Here is a 12,466-nt window from a genome sequence, read left to right on the forward strand (position 1 = left end):
GCTCCCGCGCGGCCGGAACGGCCCGTCAGGACGACTGGGCGGTCTGATACAGGTTCTGCGCGTCCGCGCCGAAGACCGGCCCGTACATCGCGTTCGGCAGGAAGTTGTACTTGAAGCTGTTCACCGAGGACTGCAGACCGGTTCCGGTCGCCTCGTCGAACTGGGTGAACCAGGGGCCTCCGCTGGAGCCGCCGGTCATGTCGCAGGTCATGCCGTGGTCGCTGGACAGCAGGAAGTCCCGGTAGGTGGTGCCGCTGCAGTAGATGAATTTCTCGCCGTCGTAGGGGGCGGCGGCGGGGAAGCCGAAGGCGTACATCGCCTTGTTGTAGCCGGTGTTGAAGGCCAGGCCCTGGCCGCCGACGACGTCGGTGAGGTTCTTGCCGTCGAGCGGGGCGACCACGGCCGCGCCGACGTCGTAGTTGATGTCCTCACTGGCCGTCCACTGCGGCGTGGACAGCGTCTTGGACGCCGACCACCTGCCGTACGGCGCCTGTCCGTCGTGGTACCCGGGCACGAACACCCAGTTGGTGTGCCAGGAACCCTCCAGCTTCACACAGTGGCCGGCGGTCATCACCGTGCTCTTGTTGGCGCTGGTGACCGCGTTGCCGGAGCAGGACGCGGTGCGGCCCTGGTAGGTGAAGAAGACCCGGCCCGCGGTCTTCACCACGGCCCCGCCGCCGGTCCAGGGGCCACCGCCGTTGGGGATGGCCAGGGCTCCGACGGGGGAGGCCGGGGCGCTCGGCGCGACGACGGACTTCTTGCCCTGGCGCGGGGTCGAGGCTGTCACGTCGGAGCGGTCGACGGACAGGACGTCGAGCGGGACGGCCTGCCGCATCCGCTCCGGGGTCCAGAAGTCACGGGCGCGTTCCTGCGCCGCGAGGGGCACCGCTCCCGGTTCCGGAGTGGCGGCACCGGCCGGGGCGGCGGTGACACCCGTGGCCAGGAGGGCGGCGACGCCGGCCAGCGCGCCGAGGACGCTGCGGCGGACGCGGGCGCCGCCGGATGTGCGGAATCTGCCTATCACGCGGTCTCCTTCTGCGGTGGGGGGACGACCGGGCGGCGGGGACCATCCGCCCGGGTGGGCAGGGGTGTTACTGCGTGCGCAGTTCAAAGCAGCGTGCCACCAAGAAGCGGCGTCTGGGCAGGTGCACGCCATAACCATGGCCGAAAATCCACAAAGTCCGCATGGGTCAGGCCTTGGCGCCGCTCCGGACCACGAGCTTCCTGAGCAGCGGCCACACCAGCAGCAGCACGACCACCGCGTAAACGGTCACCGCGAACGGCGTGTTGACCAGCCCCGACACACTGCCGTCGCTGATCTGCAGGGCACGCCGCAGCTGTTGCTCGGCGTTCGGGCCGAGGATCATGCCGATGACGGCCGGCAGGATCGGCAGGCCATAGCGCCGCATACCGAACCCGATCAGCCCGATGACCAGCAGGGTGACCAGGTCGATGACCTCGCCGCCGACCGCGTACGCGCCGACCATCGCGAAGAACAGGATCCCCGCGTACAGATACGGCCGCGGAATGCGCAGCAGCTTCGCCCACAGCGGTGCCAGCGGCAGGTTGAGCGCGAGCAGCAGCACCATGCCGACGAAGAGCGAGGCGATCAGGCCCCACACCAGCTCCGGTTCGCGCTCGAACAGCAGCGGTCCGGGCTGGATGCCGTACTGCTGGAACGCGGCCAGCATCACCGCGGCGACCGCCGTCGTCGGCAGGCCCAGCGTCAGCATCGACACCAGCGTGCCCGCCGCCGAGGCCGACGCCGCCGACTCCGGTCCCGCGACACCCTCGATGGCGCCCTTGCCCCACTCGTCCTTGTGCTTCGACAGACGCTTCTCGGTCACGTACGACAGGAAGGTGGGGATCTCCGCGCCGCCCGCCGGAATCGCGCCGAACGGGAAGCCGATGAACGGGCCGCGCAGCCACGACTTCCACGTCCGCCGCACATCCCCGCGGCCCAGCCACGGGCGGCCCACCGGGATCGGCTCGCCCGGATTGCGCCGCAGATGCGCCGCGACCCACAGCGCCTCGCCGATCGCGAAGAGCCCCACCGCCACGATCACCACGTCGATGCCGTCGGCGAGTTGGAGCGAACCGAAGGTGAGACGCTGCTGCCCGGTCATCTGGTCCAGGCCCACCAGACCGAGCGTCAGGCCGATCAGCAGGGAGGCGAGCCCCCGGATCCGGGACGAGCCGAGGACCGACGTCACGGCGATGAACGCCAGCACCATGATGGCGAAGTAGTCCGGAGCGCCGATGTCCACGGCCAGATCGGCGACCGTCGGCGCCAAAGCCACCAGCAGGATCGTGCCGATCAGGCCGCCCGCGAAGTGCCCGATGGCGGCAGCCGCGAGAGCCTGCGAGCCACGCCCCGACTTGGCCATGGGGTTGCCCTCCATGGCCGCGACCACGGCGGCGCTCTCGCCGGGCGTGTTGAGCAGGATCGAGGTGGTGGAGCCACCGAACATCGCGCCGTAGTAGATCCCCGCGAACATGATGAACGCGGCGATCGGGTCGAGTCCGTACGTCACCGGCAGCAGCAGCGCGACCGCCATCGCGGGCCCGATGCCGGGCAGCACCCCGATCGCGGTGCCGAGCAGCACACCGAGGGCCGCCCACAGCAGATTGATCGGAGTGAGGGCCGTACCGAAGCCGTCCAGAAGGGAGTTGAGGGCGTTCATGTCACAGCGCTCCCATCAGGGGGCCACCGGGCAGCGGCACTCCGAGCAGGTAGTTGAAGACGGCGTAGGTGACGAGGGAGAGCACGGCCGCGATGAGCGGGTCGCGGTCGATGCGCCGGCTGCCGAGGGTGAAGGCGGCGCCCCAGAACAGCAGCGCGCCCGCGGCGGGGAATCCCAGCGGCTCGATGAGGACGGCGGCACCGAGGAACACCCCGGCGAGCAGCAACACCGTGCGCCCGTCGGCGGGTTCGGACAGGTCGATGTCCTCGCCGGTCTCCGCCTGGCCACGGCCGCCGCGCAGCACGTCCACGGCGAGGAGCGCGGCGATGACGAGAAGCCCGATGCCGACGACGATCGGCACGGTCTTCGGGCCGACGGGACCGCGCTGGGCGATGTCGACGTCCATCGTCAGCGCGTCGGTCAGCACCAGCACGCCGAGCGCCAACAGCAGGACGCAGACGCCGAGTTCGGAGTGCTCGCGCAGCCACGAGCGCCGCTCGGCCGGCTCGGCGGGGGGAGTGTCCGTCTGCGTCATTACAGTCCCAGCTCCTTCAGCACCGACACCACGCGCTTGTCCTGGGCGTCCAGGAAGTCGCCGAACTCCTCGCCGGTCAGGAAGGCGTCCTCCCAGCCGTTCTGCTCCAGGGACTTCTGCCACTCGGGGGAGTCGTGGAGCTCCTCGAGGAGCCGGGTGAGCTTCTCGCGTTCGGCGGCGGACAGGCCGGGCGGGGCGACGATGCCGCGCCAGTTGGTGAAGTTCACGTCGTAGCCGGACTCCTTGAGCGTGGGCGCGTCCTTGAGTTCGTCGACGCGCTCCGGGCCGGTGACCGCGAGCACCCGCAGCTCGCCCGCCTTGATCTGGTCGAGGTACTCGCCGACGCCGGACACCCCGAAGCCGACCTTGTTGCCGAGGATCGAGGCGAGCAGCTCACCGCCGCCGTCGAAGGGGATGTAGTTGACCTCCTTCGGCGCGATGCCCGCGGCCCGCGCCATCAGCATCGGCGCGAGATGGTCGGGCCCGCCGGGCGAGGAGCCGCCGCCGACCGGAATCTTGCCCGGGTCGGCCTTCCACGCCTTGATGAGATCGTCGATCGTCTTGTACGGGGAGTCCTTGGCGACCACGACCACGTCCTGCTCCTCGGTGAGCCGGGCGATCGGGGTGGTGTCGGCGAGGGTCTTGGGCGCGTGGTTGGAGCGGGCCGCGCCCACCACCCCGAGCCCCATGGACATCGCCAGCTTGCCGTTGCCGTGCTCGCCCACCAGCCGGGTCAGGCCGACGGTGCCGCCGGCGCCGGGCAGGTTGAACACCTCGATGGAGTGTGTGAGGTCGGCGTCCTCGGCGTTCTTCGCGGCGGTCCGGGCGGTGATGTCGTAGCCGCCGCCGGGGGTGTTGGGGACCATGAAGCGCAGGCCCGGGATCTGCGTGCCGGTGTCGGAGTCGCTGCCGGTGGTCAGCAGCGGCGGTGCCACCAGGACCAGCACGGCGGCCCCGAGCAGGGCGAGCGGGGTGCGCAGACGCACGAGTGCCACCACCTGTCGGTCGATGCGGGTTTGTGGAGCGTGATGTGGGCCACATGGTGCACGGGCGGCGACGGCCTGTCTCGCTTCCGGAACCAACGGAGGTTTTGGTCTTTGTGTCAGCGGGAGGGCGGCGACGCATGTCTTCCCCCGCTCCCTGGCCAAGGCCATCATGGGGCCGTCCCGGCACCCGAACCACCAGGTCAGAGATTGAGCAGGTCGTGGTCACCACCTTCCGTCGCCAGACCCTCGCGGGCGAGATGCTGGTGCTCCAACTCGCCATCGTCGTGGTCGTGTTGGTGGCAGTCGCCGCCGTCTCCCTTGCCCAGTCCGAGGCGACCTTCAACCGCGTCGAGGGCCGCCGCGTCGCCGCGCTGGCCGAGCAGCTGGCCGCAACGCCCCTGGTGCGCAGCGAGCTCGCCCAGCCGGTCGGCTGCGGTTCTACAGCGCCCCAAAGGGGCGCGGGGAACTGCGCGACCAGCCACGACGGTGCCGCAGACGACCCACGACCCATCGCGGCACCCCCAGCGAAGCGCCTCGCCCCGCTGGTGAACTCCATGCAGACCCAGTCCGGGGTCACCTCGGTGACTGTGGCCGACGCCGGGGGCCGGATCGTCAGTTCCACCAACGCCACGGTGATCGGCGACCGGCTGCCCCTCGGCGAGGGCGCCGCGGCGGGGCGCGGCTGGTCGGGGCCGCTGACACTGGACGGCAGCCACGAGCTGGTGGCCCAGGTGCCCGTCCTCGGGGCGACGCGGCAGAACCTCGGCCGGCACCTCGGCACGGTGATGATCGGCGAGGCCGACCCGACGGTGTGGCAGCGCCTCAGCGGCGCGTCCTCCTACCTCCTCGCCTACCTGGGCATCGCCAGCGGCCTCGGCGTGGCCGGCTCCTGGCTGCTCGCCCGGCGCGTGAAGCGGCAGACGCTCGGCCTGGAGCCCCGCGAGATCACCGGGCTGGCCGAACACCGCGAGGCCATGCTGTACGGCATCGCCGAGGGCGTGATCGCCCTGGACCCGGCGGCCCGGCTGACCCTCGTCAACGAGATGGGCCGGACCCTGCTCGACCTGCCCGAGGAGTGCGTGGGCCGGAGCCTTGACCAGCTCGGCATCGAGGGGCGGCTGCGGGACGTCCTCGCCGGGGCCACGCCCGACGAGCGGGACCAGGTCGTCGTACGCCACGGCCGGGTCCTGGTGATGAACCGGATGACCGTGACCAAGGACGGCCGACTGCTCGGCTCCGTCACCACCCTGCGGGACCGCACCGAACTCGCCCGTCTGGAGCGGGAGATCGGCTCCTTCCGCAGTTCGTCGGAGCTGCTGCGCGCGCAGGCCCACGAGTTCGCCAACCAGCTGCACACCATCTCCGGGCTCATCCAGATCGGCGAACAGGACGAGGTCGTCCGCTACATCCGCGCCCTGAGCCGGCACCGGCAGTCGCTGGACATCACCCTCAGCCGCCGCGTCCGCGACACCGCCGTCGCCGCCCTGCTGACCGCGAAGGCATCCCTCGCCGCCGAACGGAAGGTCACGCTGCGGATCTCGGACGACACCGCGCTCGACCGGCTCACCCCGGAGGACGCCGCCGACGTGGCGACCGTGGTCGGCAACCTCGTCGACAACGCCGTGGACGCCGCGGCGCACGACGGCGGACGCTGGGTCGAGGTCGGGCTGCGGCAGGACGCCTCCAGTGTGGAGATCGTCGTACGGGATTCAGGTCCCGGCGTGGCACCCGAACTCGCCCAGGAAGTGTTCCAGCACGGCTTCACCACCAAGGCCGCCCAGGAGGGCGAGCGCGGCATAGGCCTGGCGCTGACCCGGCTGGTCTGCGAACGTCACGGCGGTGAGATCTCGGTGACCAACACCCCCGACGGGGCCATGTTCACCGCGCGCATGACCGTCAGCCACCTCACCGACGCGGTGGCGGAAGGAGCGACATGACCGACGACCCGAACCGGATAGGCGTCCTCATCGTCGACGACGACTTCATGGTGGCCAGAGTCCATCGCACCTTCGTCGAACGCGTCCCGCCCTTCACCGTCGTCGGCGTCGCCACCACCGGCGAGGAGGCCATCGCCGCCGTCGACGCACTCCGCCCGGACGTCGTCCTGCTCGACCTCTACCTGCCCGACGTCTTCGGCCTCGACGTCATCCCCCGGCTGCGTACCGCCGGCCACGACTGCGACATCATCGTGATCACCGCCGCGCGGGAGGGCGACACGGTACGCAGGGCCGTGCGCCGCGGTGTCGTCGACTACCTGCTGAAACCGTTCGAGTTCCAGGACCTGCGCTCCCGCCTTGAGCGCTACGCCGCCCAGCGCGGCCGGCTGCTCACCACGGTCGTCCGCAGCCAGGCCGACGTGGACCGGGTCATGGCCGGAGGAACGGCACCGGTGCCGGCGGTCAGCCCGCTGCCCAAGGGCATGAGCGTGGAGACCGCCGACCTCATCGAGCGCACCCTCCGCGACTGCGCCGGCACCCTGTCGGCCTCCGAGTGCGCGACGCTGACCGGTGTCTCCCGGGTGAGCGCCCGACGCTACCTGGAGTACTTCCACACCACCGGCCATGCGGAGGTCTCCCTGCGTTACGGCGCGGCAGGGCGCCCCGAACGCCGCTACCGGTTCCGCGGGCAGCCCGCCGTCATGCGGTGAGCTCCTTGCGGATGCGGTCCAGCATGAACGCCGAGGAGTCGCGGGCCCGTTCCTCCCAGGCGAAGACGCACGACGTGGCGACGCCGTCGAAGTCCAGCTCCCGCAGGGTGCCGAAGAAGGCGTCCCAGTCGACCTCGCCCTGGCCGATGTCGAGGTGCTGGTGGATACGGGCCGGGGTGCCGGGCGGGTTGAGGATGTAGCGCAGGCCCGAGGAACCCTTGTGGTTGAAGGAGTCCGCGATGTGCACGTGCTGGAGCTTGTCGCCCGCGTAGCGCATCATCGCCGCGATATCGGCCTTCGGGTCCGCTCCCGAGAGGTGGAAGGTGTGCGGGGCGCAGTACAGGTAGTTCACCCAGGGCTTGTTGATCGCGCGGACGAGATCGACGGCCGGGGTGTTCTCCTCACAGAAGTCGTCCGGGTGCGCCTCCAGGTTCAGAGCGATGCCTTCCCGCTCGAACACCGGCAGCAGCTCCTCCAGCGAGCGCCAGAACGCGGCCTCGCTCTCGGCGGCGCGCTCCGGTCGGCCGTTGAACTCGCTGTTCATCAGCGGGCATTCGAGGTCGGCGGTGATCTCGATCATCCGCTTCCAGTAGCGGACGGCGGCCTGCCGCTCGGTCTCGTCGGGCGAGGACCACTTGTACAGCGGCAGCACGGAGGACAGCTGGACACCGTGTGCGCGCAGGGAGTTCTTCAGCTCCGCGATCCGCTCGTCGTCCGCCCGTGGGTGCAGGAAGAACGGCATGAAGTCGTCGCGCGGCGACAACTCGATGTACTCGTAGCCGAGTTCGGCGACGGTGCGCACCATCTCGTCGATCGGCAGCGCGCGGAGCATGTACGGGTCGAGGGCGATCTTCATGCGGCGCCTCCGTAGAGGGTCGGGCGGGGCTTGAGGTCCGTGGCGACGACGCGGCCCGACTCCAGGGCCTCGACGGTCGCGCTGGTGATGACGGTGGCGGCGTAGCCGTCCCACGCGGACGGGCCGGTGGGCTCGGAACCGGACGCGACCGCGGCGATCCACTCACGGAACTCGGTGTCGAAGGCGTCGGCGAACCGGCCCACCCAGTCCGTGAGGACCTCCGTGCTGTGCTGTCCCGCGCCGCGCACACCGACCGCGGCCGGGTCGGGCAGCCGGACGAGCCCTTCCTCGCCGACCGCCTCGCACTGGATGTCGTATCCGTACTGGCAGTTGACGAAGACCTCCAGGTCGATACGGACGCCCTTGGCGGTCTCGAAGAGCATGATCTGCGGGTCCCTCAGGTGCGCGAACCGTTTGCTCGTGGCGCGCGGGGTGACCACCTGCGTGGAGACGATCTCGTCGTCGAGCAGCCAGCGCAGCACGTCCACCTCGTGCACCGCCGTGTCCAGGGCGGCCATGGAGGAGACGTACGACTCCGGGACGGTCGGGTTGCGGTGGGCGCAGTGCACGATCAGCGGCTCACCGATCCGGCCGGCGTCGATGACCTGCTTCATCTGCCGGTATCCGGCGTCGTAGCGGCGCATGAAGCCGACCTGGACCAGGCGGCGGCCATGTGCCGTCTCCGCCTCGATGATCTTCAGACAGTCCTCGGCGGTCGTCGCGAGGGGCTTCTCGCAGAACACCGGCTTCCCCGCGGCTATCGCGTTCAGCACATGCTCGGCGTGGCTCGGCCCCCAGGACGTCACGAGAACGGCGTCCACGTCGGCGTCGGCGACTACGGAAGCCCCGTCGGGCAGCACACGAGCACCGACCGGCGCCGCTGCCTCCGCGGCGCGGGCGGCGTCGATATCGGTGACCGCGGTGACACGGGCGCCGGCGACGGTGTCGGTGAGCCGCCGGATGTGCTCCTTGCCGATCCAGCCGGCGCCGACGACTCCTACACGTACATTCATGGACGTTTCCTAACTAAGCGGTCTCGGCAAGTCGGGTGCGGAACGCGCCCCGCAGGGGCGCGGGGCTGTGTCAATTCGCGTGGGCGCGACCAGCCCCCACCGGCCCGCGGCGAAAAAACCGCATATCCAGCGGAGCGCCTACGCGTAGCGCGCCCGGAGTTCGGCTTCGAGGGTTTCCAGTGAGCGGCCCTTGGTCTCGGGGACGTAGAGCTTCACGAAGATGAGCGAGAAGATTCCCGCCACCACGAAGAGGAAGAAGGTGTTGGAGATCCCGATCCCGGAGACCAGGGACGGGAAGACCAGACCGATCGCGAAGTTGGTCAGCCACAGCACCACGGCCGCGACGCCCATCCCGAAGCCACGCATCCGCATCGGGAAGATCTCCGACAGCATCAGCCAGGTCACCGGCGAGATCGCGCCCTGCTGGAAGGCGAGGAAGGTGACCGTCATGGCGAGCACGGCATACGCCCGTCCGTCACCGGAGGGCAGCACCAGGGAGAACACGCCGATCAGCAACAGGGCCGCGGTGGTGCCGATCTGACCGGTCATCAGCATCGGGCGGCGGTTCACCCGGCTCAGCAGCCAGATGCCGACGAAGGTGGCCAGCACCGAGATCACGCCGTTGGCGATGTTCGCGGTCAGCGCGCTGTCGGCGGCGAAGCCGGCGTCGGTGAGGATCTGAGTGCCGTAGTACATGATCGTGTTGACGCCGGTGATCTGCTGCACGATCGCGATGCCGAAGCCGACGAACATCAGCTTGCGGATCCACGGGGTGGCCTTCATGTCCTGCCAGCCGCCGAGCTTCTCCTGCTCCTCCTTGACCGCGAGCGCGGACACCTCGGCCAGTTCGGCCTCCGCCCGCTGCTGCGACCGCACCTGCTTGAGTACTTCGAGGGCCTCGCCGAAGCGCGTCTTGGAGGCGAGCCACCGCGGGCTCTCCGGCATGACCAGCATGCCGAACCACAGCACCACGGCCGGGATCGTGGCGATCACCAGCATCCAGCGCCAGACACCGCCGGACTCGCCGCCCACCCGGGCGATGATCGCGTTCGAGGTGAACGCCAGCAACTGGCCGCTGACGATCATGAGTTCGTTCCGCGTCACCAGCGCGCCGCGCCGCTCGGCGGGGGAGATCTCCGCGAGATACACGGGCACGGTCACCGAGGCGCCGCCGACCGCGAGACCCAGCACGAACCGGGCCACGACCATGACCGCGGTGGTGGGCGCGAGCGTGCAGCCGAGCGCACCGACGAAGAACAGCACCGCGAGAACGAGGATCGTACGGCGCCGTCCCCGCGCGTCCGACAGCCGTCCGCCGGCCACCGCGCCCAGGGCCGCGCCCAGCAGCAGCGAACTGGTGACCATGCCCTCGGTGACCGCGGTCAGACCCAGGTCGTCCGTCATGTACGGCAGCGCGCCGTTGATGACGCCGGTGTCGTAACCGAAGAGCAGTCCGCCGAAGGTGGCGATGATCGTGATGAGCCGCAGCCTGCGGGAGACGGCCGGCGGAGGGTCGTCCGCCGGCGTGACGGCTGCTGTGATCGCGTCGTTCCTGACGTCCATGGCAGCCCCCCCTTACCGGTCGACGGTCGGACGTCGCGTACCGGACAGGCCGCACCCGGACAGATGCTCACGCGTGCGCACCGCGATGGGCAGCGGCACCTCGGGAGCGCACGGGTACAGGTCCTGCTCGACGATCACGAACAACTCCGCGTCGAGCTGCGCCAGTTCGGCCACGACATCGGCGGGCTTGGGCACACCGGCGGGCGGCGACACGCACACCCCGCGCTTGACGGCCTCACCGAAGGAGAGGTTCTCGGCGGCGACCTGGGCGAGGATCTCCGGGTCCATCTGCTTGATGTGCACGTAGCCGACGCGCTCGCCGAACCGGCGGATCAGGTCGAGGTTGTCGCCGCCGCCGTAGGCGACGTGCCCGGTGTCCAGGCACAGATTGGTGTAGCGGGAGTCCGACTCGTTCAGCAGCCGTTCGATCTCCGGCTGCGTCTGGATGTGGCTGTCGGCGTGCGGATGGACGACGAGCCGTACGTCGTACTCGTCGAGCAGCAGCTTCCCGAGCCGGTCGGCGGCCTTGCCGAACCCGGCCCACTGTTGGGCGGTCAGCTCGGGCGGCTCCGTGAACGCGCCGGTCTTCTCGTCCCGGTACATCGGCGGGATGAGGACCAGGTGGTGGGCGCCCGCGGCGGCGGTCAGCGTCGCGACCTGGCGGACGTGCGCGAGCATCTCGTCCCAGACCTCGGGCCGGTGCAGCGCGCCGAAGGCGGTGCCGCCGGAGACCTGTAGTCCGCGGGCGTCGAGTTCGTCCTTCAGCCGCTGGGGATCGGTGGGGAGGTAGCCGTACGGGCCGAGTTCGAGCCACTGGTAGCCGGCCGCGGCCAGCTCGTCGAGGAAGCGGGTGTACGACACCTGGTGCTCGTCCTCGGGGAACCAGACGCCCCAGGAGTCGGGGGCGGAGCCCAGGCAGAGGTTGCCTGCGGTGGTGCGGAGCGGCGATGGCGCCGTTGCCATGGCGGTGCCTTTCGATGGGGGCATCGAGATGTTCTGTCGCGCGCTACTAGCGCGCTCTAGTGCGAGTACGATGACCCCTGTCCAAATGTCATGTCAATAGTTTGTTGCCGGGGGATTTCGCGGCAGACCGTAAGGTGGCCGCGTCGAAGGGTGGGTGCACAGGTGGATGCAGCGGGCAAGCAGCGGCCTACGATGGCGGACGTCGCCAAGAAGGCGGGTGTCTCCCGGGCGCTGGTCTCCATCGTGTTCCGCAACCAGCCGGGGGCGAGCGAGGAGACGCGGCAGCGGGTGCTGCGGGTCGCCGACGAGATCGGCTACCGGCCCGACTCCGCGGCCCGGCTGCTGGCGCGCGGACGCAGCCGCACGCTCGGCGTGATGTTCACCGTGCACCAGACCTTCCACACGGACCTCATCGAGGGCATCTACCCGGAGGCCGAACGGCTCGGCTACGACGTGCTGCTCTCCGCGGCCTCCGAGGGCCGTAGCGAGGCGAAGGCGATCGAGGCGCTGCTCGCCCACCGCTGCGAGGCACTGATCGTGCTCGGCTCCGACGCCGAGGCCGCCTACCTCAACGAACTCGGACAGCGCGCGGTGACCGTCTCGGTCAGCCGGCGCGTCCCCCATGCCCGCGTGGACTTCGTGCACTCGGCCGAGGGCAAGGGCGTACAGCAGGCCATGGAGCACCTCTTCGAACTGGGGCACCGCCGCATCGTGCACATCGACGGCGGCCGCGGTCCCGGCTCGGCCGAGCGGCGGCGGGCCTACCGGGCGGCGATGCGGCGCCACGGGCTGGAGTCCGAGGCGAGGGTGATCCCCGGGCACCACACGGAACAGTCGGGCATCGAGGCGGGCCGGCTGCTGCTGGCGGAACGGGACCGCGGCCTTCCGCTGCCGACGGCGGTCCTCGCGGGCAACGACCGTTGCGCGCTCGGGCTGTTGATGCCGCTGACCCGGGCCGGCGTCGAGGTCCCGCGCGATCTGTCCGTCGTCGGGTACGACGACAGCCACCTCTCCCATCTGATGCCGGTCGGCCTGACCACCGTCCGCCAGGACGCGATGCTCATGGCGGAGCACGCGGTGCGGTTCGCGGTGGAGCGGCTGGAGAAGCCCGGACTCGAGCCGCGGGAAGCGGTGTTGGACTGCAAGCTGGTGGTACGGGGGACCAGCGGGCCGGTACCGGAGGAGCGGGGCTGAGCCACCGCATCCGGCCGGCATCGCC

The 12,466-nt window shown here is 70.3% G+C and carries 11 protein-coding genes; 3 read left to right on the plus strand and 8 right to left on the minus strand.

Going from position 1 to position 12,466, the window contains the following annotated elements; all coding sequences use genetic code 11:
- Nucleotides 1-25: 25 nt before the first annotated feature.
- The 4 genes from KCH48_RS07170 to KCH48_RS07185 all read right to left on the minus strand — a co-directional run bounded on the left by KCH48_RS07170 (nucleotide 26) and on the right by KCH48_RS07185 (nucleotide 4,205).
- Nucleotides 26-1,024 (minus strand): serine protease, encoded by a 999-nt coding sequence (locus KCH48_RS07170; RefSeq protein ID WP_210571282.1) that lies wholly within the window; start codon nucleotides 1,022-1,024, stop codon nucleotides 26-28.
- 166 nt (nucleotides 1,025-1,190) lie between these two features.
- Nucleotides 1,191-2,684 (minus strand): tripartite tricarboxylate transporter permease, encoded by a 1,494-nt coding sequence (locus KCH48_RS07175; protein WP_210571283.1) that lies wholly within the window; start codon nucleotides 2,682-2,684, stop codon nucleotides 1,191-1,193.
- A gap of 1 nt (nucleotide 2,685) precedes the next feature.
- Nucleotides 2,686-3,219: a tripartite tricarboxylate transporter TctB family protein gene (locus tag KCH48_RS07180; protein WP_210571284.1), complete on the minus strand. Its 534-nt coding sequence runs from the start codon at nucleotides 3,217-3,219 to the stop codon at nucleotides 2,686-2,688.
- Nucleotides 3,219-4,205, minus strand: a complete 987-nt coding sequence (locus tag KCH48_RS07185; RefSeq protein WP_210571500.1) for a tripartite tricarboxylate transporter substrate binding protein — start codon at nucleotides 4,203-4,205, stop codon at nucleotides 3,219-3,221. Before KCH48_RS07185 ends, KCH48_RS07180 begins: the two co-directional genes overlap by 1 nt.
- A gap of 218 nt (nucleotides 4,206-4,423) precedes the next feature.
- Between KCH48_RS07185 and KCH48_RS07190 the strand changes: the two genes are divergently transcribed.
- Together KCH48_RS07190 and KCH48_RS07195 are read left to right on the plus strand one after the other, a co-directional pair.
- The gene (locus KCH48_RS07190; RefSeq protein ID WP_210571285.1) at nucleotides 4,424-6,142 is read left to right on the plus strand and encodes an ATP-binding protein; all 1,719 of its coding nucleotides are present in this window, start codon (nucleotides 4,424-4,426) and stop codon (nucleotides 6,140-6,142) included.
- Complete coding sequence (locus KCH48_RS07195) at nucleotides 6,139-6,852, plus strand: response regulator (RefSeq protein WP_210571286.1); 714 nt, start codon at nucleotides 6,139-6,141, stop codon at nucleotides 6,850-6,852. Before KCH48_RS07190 ends, KCH48_RS07195 begins: the two co-directional genes overlap by 4 nt.
- On the opposite strand, the gene KCH48_RS07200 is transcribed toward KCH48_RS07195, so the two are convergent.
- The 4 genes from KCH48_RS07200 to KCH48_RS07215 form a co-directional block, all read right to left on the minus strand.
- Complete coding sequence (locus KCH48_RS07200; protein ID WP_210571287.1) at nucleotides 6,842-7,708, minus strand: sugar phosphate isomerase/epimerase family protein; 867 nt, start codon at nucleotides 7,706-7,708, stop codon at nucleotides 6,842-6,844. The two genes, KCH48_RS07195 and KCH48_RS07200, sit on opposite strands and share 11 nt — an antisense overlap.
- Nucleotides 7,705-8,721, minus strand: a complete 1,017-nt coding sequence (locus KCH48_RS07205) for a Gfo/Idh/MocA family protein (RefSeq protein WP_210571288.1) — start codon at nucleotides 8,719-8,721, stop codon at nucleotides 7,705-7,707. The genes KCH48_RS07200 and KCH48_RS07205 overlap by 4 nt, the downstream gene beginning before the upstream one ends.
- Before the next feature lie 138 nt (nucleotides 8,722-8,859).
- The gene (locus tag KCH48_RS07210) at nucleotides 8,860-10,284 is read right to left on the minus strand and encodes a sugar porter family MFS transporter (RefSeq protein WP_210571289.1); all 1,425 of its coding nucleotides are present in this window, start codon (nucleotides 10,282-10,284) and stop codon (nucleotides 8,860-8,862) included.
- A 12-nt stretch (nucleotides 10,285-10,296) separates the two neighbouring features.
- Nucleotides 10,297-11,247: a TIM barrel protein gene (locus tag KCH48_RS07215; protein WP_210571290.1), complete on the minus strand. Its 951-nt coding sequence runs from the start codon at nucleotides 11,245-11,247 to the stop codon at nucleotides 10,297-10,299.
- A gap of 192 nt (nucleotides 11,248-11,439) precedes the next feature.
- Between KCH48_RS07215 and KCH48_RS07220 the strand changes: the two genes are divergently transcribed.
- The gene (locus KCH48_RS07220; protein WP_210571291.1) at nucleotides 11,440-12,441 is read left to right on the plus strand and encodes a LacI family DNA-binding transcriptional regulator; all 1,002 of its coding nucleotides are present in this window, start codon (nucleotides 11,440-11,442) and stop codon (nucleotides 12,439-12,441) included.
- The last annotated feature ends 25 nt before the right edge of the window (nucleotides 12,442-12,466 follow it).

Source organism: Streptomyces sp. GESEQ-4, assembly GCF_017948455.1.
GTDB lineage: Bacteria > Actinomycetota > Actinomycetes > Streptomycetales > Streptomycetaceae > Streptomyces.